This window comes from Bordetella petrii (assembly GCF_000067205.1).
Taxonomy (GTDB): Bacteria; Pseudomonadota; Gammaproteobacteria; order Burkholderiales; family Burkholderiaceae_B; genus Bordetella_A; species Bordetella_A petrii.
The window spans coordinates 525187-539498 of record NC_010170.1; the positions used below are offsets into that span (position 1 = coordinate 525187).

Below are 14312 nucleotides of genomic sequence, written 5' to 3' on the forward strand. Positions count from 1 at the left end.
ATGCCCAGTTTCCTGCGCGTGCTACGCATTATGTATGTGGCGTTCAGGTTCGGCCTGGACGACCTGGTGCTGTCCGGCCTCGATCATCCCCTGGCCCGCGGCCTGCGCTGGCTGATCCGGCTGGGCATGCGGCCGCGCGCGCCGCGCGGGCTGCGGCTGCGGCGCGCGCTGGAATCGCTGGGCCCCATTTTCGTGAAGTTCGGACAGGTGTTGTCGACCCGGCGCGACCTCGTTCCGGCCGACATCGCCGACGAACTGGCGCTGCTGCAAGACCGCGTGCCGCCGTTCCCGTCGGCGCAGGCGGCGGCGTGCATCGAGGCCGCCCTGGGCGCTCCGCCCGCGCAGTTGTTTGCCCAGTTCGATGTCGATCCGGTGGCATCGGCCTCGATCGCCCAAGTGCATTTCGCCGTGCTGCACGATGGCCGCGAAGTGGCCGTGAAGGTGCTGCGCCCGGGCATGCGCCAGGCCATCGAGCGCGACCTGTCGCTGCTGCGCATCGTGGCGCGCATTGTCGAACGCACCGGCCCCGATGGCCGCCGGCTGAAGCCGCGCGAGGTGGTGGCCGAGTTCGACAACTACCTGCACGATGAGCTCGACCTGGTGCGCGAAGCATCCAATTGCAGCCAGCTGCGGCGCAACTTCGACGCGGCGTCGGGGCGCGGCGACCTGCTGATCGTGCCCGAGGTCATCTGGGAATACACCACTTCCACGGTGTTCACGATGCAGCGCATGTATGGCATTCCGGTGGGTCAGATCGACCGCCTGCGCGCCGCGGGCATCGATATTCCCACCCTGGCGCGCAGCGGCGTCGACATCTTCTTCACCCAGGTGTTTTCCGACGGCTTCTTCCACGCCGACATGCATCCGGGCAACATCTACGTGTCCGACCGGCCCGAGACCCTGGGGCGCTATATCGCGCTGGACTTCGGCATCGTCGGCTCGTTGTCCGAGTTCGACAAGAACTACCTGGCGCAGAATTTCCTGGCGTTCTTCCATCGCGACTACCGGCGCGTGGCGCAACTGCATATCGAATCCGGCTGGGTGCCGCCGGACACGCGCGAAGAAGAACTCGAGGGCGCCGTGCGCGCGGTGTGCGAGCCGTATTTCGACCGGCCGCTCGCCGAAATCTCGCTGGGCCAGGTGCTGCTGCGGCTGTTCCAGACCTCGCGACGGTTCAATGTCGAGATCCAGCCGCAGCTGGTGCTGCTGCAGAAAACCCTGCTCAACGTCGAAGGGCTGGGGCGCCAGCTGGATCCCAACCTTGATCTGTGGAAGACCGCCAAGCCGTACCTGGAAAACTGGATGCGGCAGCGCATGGGCCTGGATGGCCTGCGCAAATCGCTGGCCAAAGAAGCCACGCAATGGTCGCAGATGCTGCCGGCCTTGCCACGGCTGGTGCATGAGCGGCTCAGCCGGCCCGATGTGGCGCCGCAGCTGCTGCTCGAAATGACCCGACTGCGCCAGGCGCAGGAACAGGGCAACCGCCTGCTGGCCGCCTTGGCGGCCGTGCTGGCCTTGGCAGTGGGGGTGGCCCTGTGGGCCCTGACCCGCTGACCTGTCGCGGCGCCGTGTCATGAATTCGTCACCAGACGGTCATGACAGTTTCGCACGGCGCGGCGATAAATAACCCTGCGCAATAGCGTGCAGGGCCCGGGCCGTGACAGCACGGCATTTGTTTGAAGCCAAATAAGGCCCCACGCGGGACCGACAAGGGTACATCATGCTTTATCCTGAACTCTTCAAGACCATGGAAGCCGTGCGCTGGAACATGGCAAGCGATATCCCCTGGGACGACTTCGACCGCAGCAAGCTGTCGGACGAGCAGGCATACACCATCAAGATGAATGCCATCACCGAGTGGGCGGCGCTGCCGGCCACCGAGATGTTCCTGCGCGACAACCGCGGCGACAGCGATTTCTGCGCGTTCATGTCGGTGTGGTTCTTCGAAGAGCAGAAGCACTCGCTGGTGCTCATCGAGTACCTGCGCCGCTTCTGCCCCGAACTGGTTCCCACCGAAGAAGAGCTGCACAAGGTGCGCTTCGAATTCGATCCGGCGCCCGAGCTGGAGACGCTGATGCTGCATTTCTGCGGCGAAGTGCGCCTGAACCACTGGTACCGCCGCGCCGCCGACTGGCACACCGAGCCGGTCATCAAGGCCATTTACCAGACCATTTCGCGTGACGAGGCCCGCCATGCGGGCGCGTACCTGCAGTACATGCGCCGCGCTCTGCACGACCGCGGCCAGAGCATCAGCGAACAGGCCCGGCTGTCGTTCTCGAAAATCGGCGTGCTGATGGCCTCGGCCAGCCGCACGGCGCAGGCCATGCATCCCACCAACCTGCACGTCAACAAGGCGCTGTTTCCCAACGATACGGTGCAGTCGCGCCTGCCCGAGCCGGGTTGGCTGGAGCACTGGCTGGATACGCAGATCCGCTTTGACGGCGCATGGGAACAGAAGGTGGCCAGCCGCATCCTGCACATTCTGTCGTCCCTGATGGGGCGCAGTTTCGAAACGGTGAAAGACCTGAACCGCTATCGCAAAGAGATCGCCAGCCTGGCCGCGGCGGGCACGCAGTCGGACCTGGTCGTGCCGGCTGGCGCCTGAGGCGCCGCCGGCCGCTGCCGGCGCGCGGGCGGCGGCGTACAATCGCCGCATGCCTGCCACCCGTTTCGAATCCAAGATACTGACCCGCGAGGCCTGCGCCGCGGCCATTGCCCGCGGCGCGCTGCCGCGCCCGCTGGTGTTTACCAACGGCGTTTTCGATATCCTGCATCGCGGGCATGCCACCTACCTGGACCAGGCCGCGCAGTTGGGCGCCTCACTGGTGGTGGCCATTAATACCGACGACTCGGTGCGCCGCCTGGGCAAGGGCAGCGACCGTCCGCTGAACCGCCAGGAAGACCGCGCCGCGTTGCTGGCGGCGCTGGGCTGCGTCAGCGCCGTGACCCTGTTCCATGAAGACACGCCGGTTGAGATCATCGGCGAATTGCGCCCCGACCTAATCGTCAAGGGGGGCGACTACGACATGGAAACCCTGCCGGAAACCGCGCTGGTCAAGACCTGGGGCGGGCGCGCGCTGGCGATTCCGTTCGAGTTCGAGCGCTCGACGACGGCGTTGGTGAAGAAAATCCGGGGCTAGCCGCCCCGGCGCGTACTCAGGGGGCGGGCAGCCGCAGCAGCCGGTTGACGGCTTCGAGATCGGCTTCGGACAGGATACCGCCCACCGCCTTGAGCCGCAGTCCGTTGAGCAGGGTGTTGTAGCGCGCCTGGGCCAGGTCGCGCTGGGTGGCATACAGCTGCTGCTGGGCGTTGAGCACGTCCAGGTTGATGCGCACGCCGATTTCGTAGCCTGTCTGATTGGCCCGCACGGCCGCGCGGCTGGATTTTTCGCCGGCCTCGAGCGCCGCGATGCGCTGCAGGCCGGATATCACGCCGGTGTAATGCTGGCGGGCCGATTGCACTGCCTGGCGGCGGGCGGCCTCGTACTCTTTGCGTGCTTTTTGTTCGAGTTGGACTTTTTCTGTTACCTGAGAGGACACGCCGCCGCCCGAGTAAATAGGCACGGACAACACCAGGCCGATGGAGCTGTCGACCGCGCGGCCGCCGGCGGCGTCTCGGTGCGAGCCCTCGGCGCTGCCGCTGGTGGCGCGCAGGCTTAGCGTGGGGTAATGGCCGCTGCGCGCTACCTGGATGTCGCGCTGGGCGATCTGCGTATGCAATTGGGCGCGCGCCACTTCCAGGCTGGCGGCCTCGGCCTGGGTGGACCAGTCGGCCAGGCGCGCCGGCTGCGGCGGCGGCAGCGGCACGCTGCGCGGCAGTTCGGCCAGCGCGCCAGGCGGCTGGCCGATGATTTTGCCGAGCTCGTCGCGCAGCACGTCCAGGGCGTGCTGTTGCAGCAGTTCCTGCGCCACGACCAGGTCGTAGCGGGCCTGGGCTTCGTAGGTGTCGGTGATGGTGGAATTGCCCAGCTCGAAATTGCGCTTGGCCGATTCCAGTTGGGCGGCCACCGCGGCTTTTTCGCCCTCGGTGGCGGCCAGGGTGTCTTGCGCGGCCAGCACGTTGAAGTAGGCGTCGGCCACGCGCAGCAACAGGTCTTGGTAGGCCTGCTGCAACTGCAGCTCGGCGTCGGCCACGCCCAGCTTGGCCTGTTCGTAGCGTTGCCAGCGCGACCAGTCGTATAGCGGCTGGGTCAGGACCAGGTCCCAGGCGCCGCGGGTGCCGTCGCGGCTGCGCGACGACATGTTGCGGGTTGCGCGGGTTTCGTCGTAGGCGCCCAGGAGTTCGGCATTGACCGCCGGCAGCAGGCTGGCCCGCGCCTGCGGCAATTGCTCGATGGACGCCCGGTATGAGGCGCGGGCCGCGGCGTAGAGCGGGTCGCTGGCCAACGCCTGGCGCCAGATCTGCAGCAGGTCTTGGGCAGCGCCGGCCGGCGCGCTCAGGCTTGCGGCAAGCGCCAGAACCAACGTGGCCGCAAGCGAACCGGCGCGCATGCGGAGGTGGCTAGAACTTGAACTGCGAAACCGTGGCCCCGCGCAGCGGCTTGACGACGGTTTCGAACAGGTTGACGGTCTCGAAGCTGGCGGCCGTGGTGCGCGTGATGCGACAGGCCGTCATGATGGGCGCCTGCCCCACGATGACCACCAGGCGGCCGCCGACGCGCAACTGGTATTTCAGGGCGTCGGGCACCGCGGGCACCGAGCCGGTGACCAGGATGGCGTCGTATTCGGTGGTGCCCCAGCCGTTGCGGCCGTCGCCGGTTTCGACCTTGACGTTGGTGACGTTGTTCATCTGCAGGTTCTGCTGCGCGAACGCCACCAGGCGGTTGTCGATTTCTACCGAGGTGACCTGCTGCGCCAGGTGCGCCAGCAGCGCGGCCTGGTAGCCCGAGCCCGTGCCGATTTCCAGCACGCAGTCGGTGGGGGTGAGTTGCAGTTCCTGGGCCAGGCGAGCTTCGACCTTGGGCGCCAGCATGACCTGGCGGGTATCGACCGCGTTGATCTGCAGCGGGATTTCCAGGTCGGAAAAGGCCAGGGCGCGCAGCGCCGGCGGCACGAACTGCTCGCGGCGCACCGCGAACAGGGCGTCAAGCACCTTGGGGTCGAGCACATCCCAGGGGCGGATTTGCTGCTCAACCATGTTGAAGCGGGCTTTTTCTACGTCGGGCAGGGTCGAAGCGTTCATGACGGCAAAGGGAAAATCAGGAAGAACCAACGGCACATTGTACTGATTCGCCGCCTGTCCGGGCGCCCGGCTCCGCCGGAGCCGGGCGGGTCTTACCACCAGCCGTGGAAATGATGGGTAGGGCCGTGGCCGGACCCCACTTGCAGACGGTCGGCATGGCGCAGTGCGTCGGCCAGGTAGGCCTTGGCGCGGCGGGCGGCCTCGGGCACGTCGGCGGTCTGCGGCAGCAGCGCCGCCAGGGCGGCCGACAGGGTGCAGCCGGTGCCGTGGGTGTTGCGGGTTTCGATGCGGTGGCCCGGCAGTTCGATCATGCGGTCGCCGTCGTGCAGCAGGTCGATGGTGTCGTTGCCGGGCAGGTGCCCGCCCTTGACCATGACCCAGCGCTGGCCCGAATGCGCCATGATATTGCGCAGGCGCTCGGCCACACGGCGCATTTCCTTGACGGTTTCCACGGGGCGCTCGTCGAGCAGCACGCCGGCTTCGGGCAGGTTGGGGGTCAGCAGGGTGGCCTGCGGCAGCAGCGCCTCGCGCAGCGCGCCGACGGCTTCGCGCTCGAGCAGCAGGTCGCCGCTTTTGGCCACCATGACCGGGTCCAGCACCACATGGACCGGCAGCCATTTGGCCAGCTTTTCGGCCACCACCACCGTAACGGGCTGCTGGCCCAGCATGCCGATCTTGACGGCGTCGATGCGCACGTCGGCGAACAGGGTGTCGATTTGCTGGCCCACAAAGGCCGGCGGCACCGGCGCGATGGCCGTGACCCCCTGGGTGTTCTGGGCCGTGAGCGCCGCGATGACGGCGCAGCCGTAGGCGCCCAGCGCGCTCATGGCCTTGACGTCGGCCAGCACGCCGGCGCCGCCGGACGGGTCGACCCCGGCGATGCTCAGCGTATTGGGAATGGGCCGCTGGCCGGCCGGCGGCTGGCGCGAGGCGTTCATCGCGGCTGGGCCGGGGCGGCGGTGATCAGGCCTTCGGTGGGCGAACTGGGCGCGCCGCTGTACAGCTTGCGCGGCATGCGGCCGGCGCGGAAGGCTTCGCGGCCGGCTTCCACCGCTTTTTTCATGGCGCCGGCCATCAGCACCGGGTCTTGCGCGGCGGCGATGGCGGTGTTCATGAGCACCGCGTCGCAGCCCAGTTCCATGGCGATGGCGGCGTCCGATGCCGTGCCCACGCCGGCATCCACTACCACTGGCACGCGCGCCTGGTCGATGATCAGGCGCAGGTTCCAGGGGTTCAGGATGCCCATGCCCGAGCCGATCAGCGAGGCCAGCGGCATGACCGCCACCGCGCCCAGGTCTTCGAGCATGCGGCACTGGATGGGGTCGTCGGTGCAGTACACCATGACCTTGAACCCGTCGGCCACCAGCGTCTTGGTGGCCTGGAGCGTTTCGGGCATGTTGGGGAACAGGGTGTGCGAGTCGCCCAGCACTTCGAGCTTGACCAGGTCGTGGCCATCGAGCAGTTCGCGCGCCAGGCGCAGCGTGCGCACGGCATCGTCGGCGGTATAGCAGCCGGCGGTATTGGGCAGCAGCGTGAATTGCGAGGGCGGCACGTAATCGAGCAGGCTGGGCTCGCCGGGGTTCTGCCCGATGTTGGTGCGCCGGATGGCGACCGTGACGATCTGCGTGCCGCTGGCGTCGAGCGCGGCGCGGGTTTGAGCGAAATCTTTGTACTTGCCGGTGCCTACCAGCAGGCGCGACGAGTATTCGCGCCCGGCGATGGTCAGGGTATCAGGTGTGGTCATGGCGATGCTTGCAGGGAAAAAGTGCGGGGGCCGGCGCCTGCGGCGGCACGGCTACCTATCCATGATAAAGCACGCGGGGGCTCAGTCCGGCGGGCGCGCGGCGTCCAGCGCCGCGCACAGGCGCTCGGTGGCGTCTATCAGGCGCGGCCCGGGCCGGTACAAGGCGTCGGCGTCCACACTGAACACGTGGCCCCGCCGGGCGGCCGGCAGGCCGCGCTCGCGCCACGCCTGCAGGCTGGCCTGCGCGTCGGCCGGGTCCACCGCGCCCAGCAGCACGGCGTCGGGGCGGGCCGCCAGCACGCTTTCCACCGATACCTGCGGCGCCAGGATGGCGGCGCCGGCAAACACGTTTACGCCGCCGCACAGGCGCACGGCATCGCTGACGATGCTGGCACCGTTCAGGGTGTAGACGGGCTGCAGGCCGGCCTGGATGAATACCCGCACCGGCGCGCGGCCGGCGTAGCGGGCCGACAGCACCGCCAGCCGGGCACGCAGGGCCGCCGCGGCGGGCGCCGCTTGTTCTTCGGTGCCGAACAGGCGGCCCATGGCCTCTACCGCGTCGGCCACCGCGGCCAGGGTGCGCGGGTCGCTGTAGTACACCGGCACGCCCAGGCGCCGCATCAGGTCGCCCAGCGGATCGGGCACGGCGGGCTGCCAGGCGATCAGCAGGTCGGGCCGCAGCGCCGCGGCGCGTTCCAGGCTGGGGCGCAGGCTGTCGCCGATGGATGGCAGGGTGCGGGCTTCTGGCGGATAGTCGCTGCCGCGCGCGGCGCCGGCCAGATAGCGGCCGGCGCCGGCCGCGTAGACGAGTTCGGTGGCGTGAGGCGCGGCCGTGATGGCGCGCCGCGCCGCGGCCGCCAGCGTTATCGTGCGGCCCTGGTCGTCGCGCACCGTGATGGGGCCCGCCGCGTGAGCGGCGGTCGCAGCCAGCGCGGCGGCCAGCGCGGCGGCCAGCTGGCGCGGCCAACGAAGGGCGGGTGTTGCGGGTGGCGCGGGGGGTGTCGGTGTTGTGGGTGTAGCGAGTGTTGTGGGTATAGCGAGTGTTGCAGGTGTCTGGCTCCGAAGGTGCCAGACACCGGTTTTCTGAAGGGGCCGGGCGCCGGTTCGTGGGGCAGTCGCCGCGCGCGTCGGTGTCTGACACCCTGCGGGAGTCAGACACCTGGGCAGGGACCTTGCCAGGGTCCTTGCCAGGCGCTCGGCAACACACTTGGCGCGCGCAGCGGTGGGCGTGGGCATCAGTAGCGGATGGTCAGCGCCGCCTGCACGTTGCGGCCAGCTGCCGGGTACAGGTTGTAGGCGCCGGTGGACCCGGTGCTGCCCGAGCGGATGCCATAGGTGGCGTACTCGCGGTCGAACAGGTTATTGACCGCCAGCGTGCCCGACACGTTCTCGGTGAACGCGTAGCCGAGCTTGCCGTTGACCAGCACGTAGTCGTCGAGCTGCTTGTCGAATTCGTTGGCCTGGTCGTTGTCCATGCGCGCCTTGCCTACATATTGCGCCGCCAGGCTGATGAACAGCTTGTCGTCCGGGCGCCAGGTGGCGCCCAGGTTGGCCATCCATTTCGGCACCAGCGGCACGGTGTTGCCCGCGAGGTCCACGCCGTTGTCGTTGCCCGAGCGGAACCTGGCCTGCAGCCATGTCACGTTGGCGTCCATGGTCAGCGTGCGGGTCAGCGCGTGATGGCCTTCGAGCTCGACGCCCTGGCGGCGGGTGGGAGCCAGGTTGACGTTCGAGAACGTCACCGGGTTGTACTGGATCTCGTTGGTGAGATCGTAGCGGAACCAGCTCAGCCGCGCGCTTGATGCTTCCGACTGCCACAAGATGCCCAGTTCTTTGTCCACCGACGTCTGCGGCTTGAGCGGCGTGGCCACGTACAGCACTTCGTCTGAATTGGCCAGGCGGAAGCTGCGCCCCACCTTGCCGTAGAAGCTGAAGCCGGTGCCCGCTTCCTGGCGCAGGGCCAGTTGCCAGGCGCCCAGATGACGGGTTTCGTCGGAATTGCCGCTGAAGCCGGACAAGGTTTCCAGCCGGTCGCGGGCATACTGGCGGCGGCCGCCCAGCGTGATGCGGGTGCTGTCGGTGGCTTGCACCTGGGCTTCGGCGAACACCCCGTGCTGGCGCTGCTCGGCCCGCCAGCGATCGCCCACCGGAGAAAACGAATAGGCATTGGCGGCGTCCAGGTTGCTGTCGAGCATGTCCATGCCCAGGGTCAGCGCGTGCCGCTGGGCCACGGGCAGGTGGTAGCGCAGGCTGCCGGTGGTCTCGGCCAGATCCTGGGTGCGCGTAGTATCGCCGAAGGCGCTGCCGCTGAAGCCCGTCAGCGATTTGTCGCGCTGGCCCAGGTCGGCATACAGCGTGCCGGCGCCCAGGCGCTGCTCGATCTGCGCGCCGAAGGCATCGGTGCGGGTTTCGATGTAGTCGTCCGGGTTCGACGTGCCGCGCGGATCGTCTTCGTATTCGTCCAGGCCCGTGGCCGGGTCGACCCGGCGCGGGCCGGGCAGCCCGAGTTTCTGACGGGTAGTGCGGGCGTACAGGCGCACGGTGCCGCCGTCGTGCCGCAAGCCCAGGCTCACGCCGCCGCTGTCACGGCTTTCGCGGTTGTTGTCGCGGTAGTTGTCGGTGCGCAGCGTCTGGCCGTACACGTCCACGGTGAGATGCTCGTTCTGCAGGCCGATGGCCGCGTCGAGCTGGTGCAGGCCATAGTTGCCCACCGTGCCGGTCACGCTGGCCGATACCGGCTTGCCGTTAGTGTTGCCGCGCTTGGTGATGATGTTGATCACGCCGCCGGTGGTGCCGCCGCCGTATTGCACCGAGCCGCTGCCGCGCACGATCTCGATGCGCTCGATGCGGTCCAGCGGCACCGTGCCCAGCGAGGGCGCCGACAGGTCATTGTTGTTCTGGGGAATGCCGTCGATCAGGATCAGCGTGTTGCTGGGGCCGGTCAGCCCGAAACCGCGCAGATCGACGGCCGCCTGTTCGGCGGCGCCGGTGCTGTTGATGACATGCACGCCGGACTGCGTGGACAGCAGCTCTTGCACGGTTTGCGCGCTGCTGGTGCGGATCTGCTCTGCCGTCAGCACCGAAACCTGCACCGGCTGGTCGCGGGCCTCGATGGGCACGCGCGAGGCGGTGACGGTAATGGCGTCGAGTTGGGGAATGGCGTTGCCAGGGGAGTTTTGCTGGGCGGCGGCCAGTGCGGGCACGGCGCAGGCCAGCATGCCGGCTGTGCGCCGGAACAAGCGGGATTTCATCGGACGGACCTCGGTGTGACGCGCGACCCCGCACGTCGTTCTCGGTATGAGGCCGCGCTGGGCGCGTCCCCGGTGGGCGAACCGGCCGGTATCGGGCTGCCATGCGGCGCGAGGCGCGGCATGGGGACCGTTGCGGGGGCAGCACAGGCTGGGCGTGGGACGCCTTCCTGTTTCCCGTTTAACTTCGGCGCGCAGGGCGCGCCGAAGCACCGGTTCGGGGGCGAACTGTATCACCCGCGGGCGGGCCGCGACCCATTTTGTTACCATCAAGCGTTGGTTTTCGGGCGTTTTTTGCCTTTTTGCCACATTACCGAGACTTCCCGTGCCGTATCCTCGCCTGCCCTATCCGCCGTCGTCATATACCCGCGGCGGCGACTTTGCCCGCCTGCTCGGCCAGCGCATTCTGATCCTGGACGGCGCCATGGGCACCATGATCCAGCGCTACAAGCTGAGCGAGGCCGATTTCCGCGGCGAGCGCTTCGCCGATCATGGCAAAGACCTGAAGGGCGACAACGAGCTGCTGTCGCTGGTGCGTCCCGACATCATCGACGAGATCCACCGCCAGTATCTCGAGGCAGGCGCCGACGTCATCGAAACCAATACCTTCGGCGCCACCTCGGTGGCCCAGGGCGACTACGACCTGCCAGGCCTGGCCTACGAGCTCAACCTGGCGTCGGCGCGGCTGGCGCGCGCCGCCTGTGACGCCTACAGCACGCCCGAGCGGCCGCGTTTCGCGGCGGGGGCGTTGGGCCCGCAGCCCAAGACGGCGTCGATTTCCCCCGACGTCAACGACCCGGGCGCGCGCAACATCACCTTCGACGAGCTGTGCGAAGCCTACACCGAGCAGCTCAACGGCCTGCTAGATGGCGGCATCGACATCGTTCTGATCGAAACCATCTTCGACACGCTCAACGCCAAGGCCGCCATCTTCGCCGTGGAGTCGGTGTTCGAGGCGCGCGGCGAGCGCCTGCCGGTAATGATCTCGGGCACCGTCACCGATGCCTCCGGGCGCATCCTGTCGGGCCAGACGGTCGAGGCGTTCTGGAACTCGGTGCGCCATGCGCGGCCCATTACCATCGGCCTGAACTGTGCGCTGGGCGCCGCCCTGATGCGGCCGTACGTGGCCGAGTTGTCCAAAATCTGCGACACCTACGTTTGCGTGTATCCGAACGCCGGCCTGCCCAATCCCATGGCCGAAACGGGCTTTGACGAAGCGCCGGCCGACACGTCGGGCCTGCTGGAAGAATTCGCCCGCGCCGGGCTGGTGAACATGTCGGGCGGATGCTGCGGCACTACCCCCGACCATATCCGTGCCATTGCCGACAAGGTTGCTTCGCTGACACCGCGCGCAGTGCCCGAGATTCCCGTCAAGACCCGTCTGTCGGGCCTCGAACCGCTGAACATCGACGAAGAGTCGCTGTTCGTCAACGTGGGCGAGCGCACCAACGTGACCGGCAGCAAGATGTTCGCGCGCCTGATCCGCGAAGAAAAGTACGACGAGGCGCTGGCCGTGGCGCGCCAGCAGGTGGAAAACGGCGCACAGATCATCGACATCAACATGGACGAGGCCATGCTCGATTCGGTGGCCTGCATGCGCCGCTTCCTGAACCTGATCGCCTCCGAGCCCGACATTGCCCGCGTGCCGATCATGATCGACAGCTCGAAATGGGAAGTGATCGAGGCCGGCCTGAAGTGCGTGCAGGGCAAGGCGGTGGTGAATTCGATTTCCATGAAAGAGGGCGAGGAAGCCTTCCGCCACCATGCGCGGCTGTGCCGCCGCTACGGCGCCGCCGTGGTCGTGATGGCCTTCGACGAGCAGGGCCAGGCCGACACGCTGGAGCGGCGCAAGGAAATCTGCGCGCGCGCCTACAAGATACTGACCGAGCAAGAGCAGTTCCCGCCCGAAGACATCATCTTCGACCCGAACGTGTTCGCCGTGGCCACCGGCATCGACGAGCACAACCACTACGCCATGGATTTCATCGAGGGCGTGCGCTGGATCCGGCAGAACCTGCCGCACGCGCGCCTGTCCGGCGGCATTTCGAACGTCAGTTTCTCGTTCCGCGGCAACGAGCCGATGCGCGAGGCCATTCATACGGTGTTCCTGTACTACGCCATTCGCGAAGGCCTGACGATGGGCATCGTCAACGCCGGCCAGCTGGGCGTGTACGCCGACCTGGAGCCGCGGCTGCGCGACCTGGTCGAAGACGTGATTCTCGACCGCGCCGAGCCCGTGGGTAAAGAGGGCGCCGCTGATGAACGCACGCCCACCGAGCGCCTGGTGCAGTTCGCCGACAGCGTGAAGGGCTCGGGCGCCAAGAAAGAAGAAGACCTGGCCTGGCGCGCCGGCACGGTCGAAGAGCGCCTGTCGCATGCGCTGGTGCACGGCATTACGACGTTCATCGTCGAAGACACCGAAGAAGTGCGCCAGAAGATCGCCGCGCGCGGCGGCCGCCCCATCGAGGTCATCGAAGGCCCGCTGATGGACGGCATGAACATCGTGGGCGACCTGTTCGGGGCGGGCAAGATGTTCCTGCCTCAGGTGGTGAAATCGGCGCGCGTCATGAAGCAGGCCGTTGCCCACCTGATTCCGTTCATCGAAGAGGAAAAACGCCAGATCGCCGCCGCCGGCGGCGACGTGCGGGCCAAGGGCAAGATGGTGATCGCCACCGTCAAGGGCGACGTGCACGACATCGGCAAGAACATCGTTTCGGTAGTCTTGCAATGCAATAACTTTGAAGTCGTGAACATGGGCGTCATGGTGCCGTGCGCGCAGATTCTCGAAAAAGCCAAGGAAGAACAGGCCGATATCGTGGGCCTGTCGGGGTTGATTACGCCCAGCCTCGAAGAAATGGCCTATGTGGCCTCGGAAATGCAGCGCGACCCGTACTTCCGCGAGCGCAAGATCCCGCTGATGATCGGCGGCGCCACCACCAGCCGGGTGCATACGGCCGTGAAAATCGCGCCCAATTACGACGGGCCAGTCATCTACACGCCAGACGCGAGCCGCGCGGTGGGCGTGGCCGCCAACCTGGTGTCCGAGCAGGCGCAGGCCTACATCGACGAAGTGGCGCAGGAATACGCCGATGTGCGGCGCCGCCACGCCAACCGCAAGGCGACGCCGCTGGTTTCGCTGGCCGAGGCGCGCGCGGCGCGCCCGCAGATCGATTGGTCGGCCTATGTGCCGCCGCGCCCCAAGTTCATTGGTCGGCGGTCGTTCAAAAGCTACGACCTGGCCGAGATCGCCAGGTATCTGGACTGGACGCCGTTCTTCCAGACCTGGAGCCTGTTCGGGCAGTTTCCCGCCATTCTGGAAGACAAAGTGGTGGGCGAGCAGGCCCAGAAGGTATATGCCGACGGGCAGGCCATGCTTAAGCGCATCATCGAGGGCCGCTGGCTGACCGCCAACGGCGCGGTGGCGTTCTACCCGGCCAATACCGTCAACGACGAAGACATCGAGGTCTACGCCGACGAATCGCGCAGCGAGGTGTTGTTCACTTATCGCAACCTGCGCCAGCAGGGCGTCAAGCGCGAAGGCGTCAGCAACAAGTGCCTGGCCGATTTCATCGCGCCCAAGTCGAGCGGGGTGGCTGACTACATCGGCATGTTCGCCGTGACCGCCGGGCTGGGCATCGAAAAGAAAGAGGCCGAGTTCCAGGCCGCGCTGGACGATTATTCCGGCATCATGCTCAAGGCCATGGCCGACCGGCTGGCCGAAGCCTTCGCCGAATGCCTGCACGCGCGCGTGCGCCAGGACCTGTGGGGCTACGCGGCCGACGAGGCGCTGTCCAATGACGAAATGATCGCCGAGAAATACGTGGGAATCCGGCCCGCGCCGGGCTATCCGGCCTGCCCGGAACACGTGGTCAAGCGCGATCTGTTCCGCGTGCTGGATGGCGACGATATCGGCATGCTGCTTACCGACAGCTATGCCATGTATCCGGCCTCGAGCGTGTCGGGCTTTTATTTCAGTCACCCGCAATCGCAGTACTTCAACGTGGGCACCATCGGCGCAGACCAGTTGGCCGACTACATCGCCCGCAGCGGGCGCAGCGAAGAAGACGTGCGGCGGACCCTGGCATCCAGCCTGGGCTAGGGGCGCCGCTGGCCGCGCGGGCCAGCGGGTTTGCGCGGC

The 14312-nt window shown here is 67.3% G+C and carries 10 protein-coding genes and 1 riboswitch; of the genes, 4 read left to right on the top strand and 6 right to left on the bottom strand.

Annotation, left to right across the window (positions count from 1 at the left end):
* The 3 genes from ubiB (at window position 1) to BPET_RS02435 (ending at window position 3140) form a co-directional block, all read left to right on the top strand.
* The gene (gene ubiB, locus BPET_RS02425; RefSeq protein ID WP_041863425.1) at window positions 1–1554 is read left to right on the top strand and encodes a ubiquinone biosynthesis regulatory protein kinase UbiB; all 1554 of its coding nucleotides are present in this window, start codon (window positions 1–3) and stop codon (window positions 1552–1554) included.
* 166 nt (window positions 1555–1720) lie between these two features.
* Entirely contained in the window at window positions 1721–2605 is an 885-nt protein-coding gene (locus BPET_RS02430; RefSeq protein ID WP_012247508.1) for a ferritin family protein, read from the top strand.
* 49 nt (window positions 2606–2654) lie between these two features.
* Entirely contained in the window at window positions 2655–3140 is a 486-nt protein-coding gene (locus tag BPET_RS02435; protein WP_012247509.1) for an adenylyltransferase/cytidyltransferase family protein, read from the top strand.
* Window positions 3141–3156: 16 nt separating this feature from the next.
* Here BPET_RS02435 and BPET_RS02440 read toward each other — a convergent pair whose 3' ends face one another.
* The 6 genes from BPET_RS02440 to BPET_RS02465 all read right to left on the bottom strand — a co-directional run bounded on the left by BPET_RS02440 (window position 3157) and on the right by BPET_RS02465 (window position 10177).
* Window positions 3157–4491, bottom strand: coding sequence for a TolC family outer membrane protein (locus tag BPET_RS02440; protein ID WP_012247511.1), 1335 nt, complete (start codon window positions 4489–4491; stop codon window positions 3157–3159).
* A 10-nt stretch (window positions 4492–4501) separates the two neighbouring features.
* Entirely contained in the window at window positions 4502–5182 is a 681-nt protein-coding gene (locus tag BPET_RS02445; protein ID WP_012247512.1) for a protein-L-isoaspartate O-methyltransferase family protein, read from the bottom strand.
* A gap of 92 nt (window positions 5183–5274) precedes the next feature.
* Window positions 5275–6120, bottom strand: a complete 846-nt coding sequence (thiD, locus tag BPET_RS02450; protein WP_012247513.1) for a bifunctional hydroxymethylpyrimidine kinase/phosphomethylpyrimidine kinase — start codon at window positions 6118–6120, stop codon at window positions 5275–5277.
* The gene (locus BPET_RS02455) at window positions 6117–6926 is read right to left on the bottom strand and encodes a thiazole synthase (RefSeq protein WP_012247514.1); all 810 of its coding nucleotides are present in this window, start codon (window positions 6924–6926) and stop codon (window positions 6117–6119) included. The genes thiD and BPET_RS02455 overlap by 4 nt, the downstream gene beginning before the upstream one ends.
* 81 nt (window positions 6927–7007) lie before the next feature.
* Window positions 7008–7880: a cobalamin-binding protein gene (locus BPET_RS02460; protein WP_041863427.1), complete on the bottom strand. Its 873-nt coding sequence runs from the start codon at window positions 7878–7880 to the stop codon at window positions 7008–7010.
* A 281-nt stretch (window positions 7881–8161) separates the two neighbouring features.
* Window positions 8162–10177 (bottom strand): TonB-dependent receptor, encoded by a 2016-nt coding sequence (locus BPET_RS02465; RefSeq protein WP_012247516.1) that lies wholly within the window; start codon window positions 10175–10177, stop codon window positions 8162–8164.
* Window positions 10178–10255: 78 nt separating this feature from the next.
* Window positions 10256–10393: riboswitch (cobalamin riboswitch) on the bottom strand.
* Window positions 10394–10499: 106 nt separating this feature from the next.
* Between BPET_RS02465 and metH the strand changes: the two genes are divergently transcribed.
* Window positions 10500–14273 (top strand): methionine synthase, encoded by a 3774-nt coding sequence (metH, locus tag BPET_RS02470; protein WP_012247517.1) that lies wholly within the window; start codon window positions 10500–10502, stop codon window positions 14271–14273.
* The last annotated feature ends 39 nt before the right edge of the window (window positions 14274–14312 follow it).

What these genes read in the sequence shown, in the direction of transcription:
- BPET_RS02445 (WP_012247512.1), bottom strand. Translation starts at nt 5,182, where the DNA reads ATGAACGCTTCGACCCTGCCCGACGTAGAAAAAGCCCGCTTCAACATG.
- thiD (WP_012247513.1), bottom strand. Translation starts at nt 6,120, where the DNA reads ATGAACGCCTCGCGCCAGCCGCCGGCCGGCCAGCGGCCCATTCCCAAT.
- ubiB (WP_041863425.1), top strand. Translation starts at nt 1, where the DNA reads ATGCCCAGTTTCCTGCGCGTGCTACGCATTATGTATGTGGCGTTCAGG.
- BPET_RS02430 (WP_012247508.1), top strand. Translation starts at nt 1,721, where the DNA reads ATGCTTTATCCTGAACTCTTCAAGACCATGGAAGCCGTGCGCTGGAAC.
- BPET_RS02465 (WP_012247516.1), bottom strand. Translation starts at nt 10,177, where the DNA reads ATGAAATCCCGCTTGTTCCGGCGCACAGCCGGCATGCTGGCCTGCGCC.
- BPET_RS02455 (WP_012247514.1), bottom strand. Translation starts at nt 6,926, where the DNA reads ATGACCACACCTGATACCCTGACCATCGCCGGGCGCGAATACTCGTCG.
- BPET_RS02435 (WP_012247509.1), top strand. Translation starts at nt 2,655, where the DNA reads ATGCCTGCCACCCGTTTCGAATCCAAGATACTGACCCGCGAGGCCTGC.
- BPET_RS02440 (WP_012247511.1), bottom strand. Translation starts at nt 4,491, where the DNA reads ATGCGCGCCGGTTCGCTTGCGGCCACGTTGGTTCTGGCGCTTGCCGCA.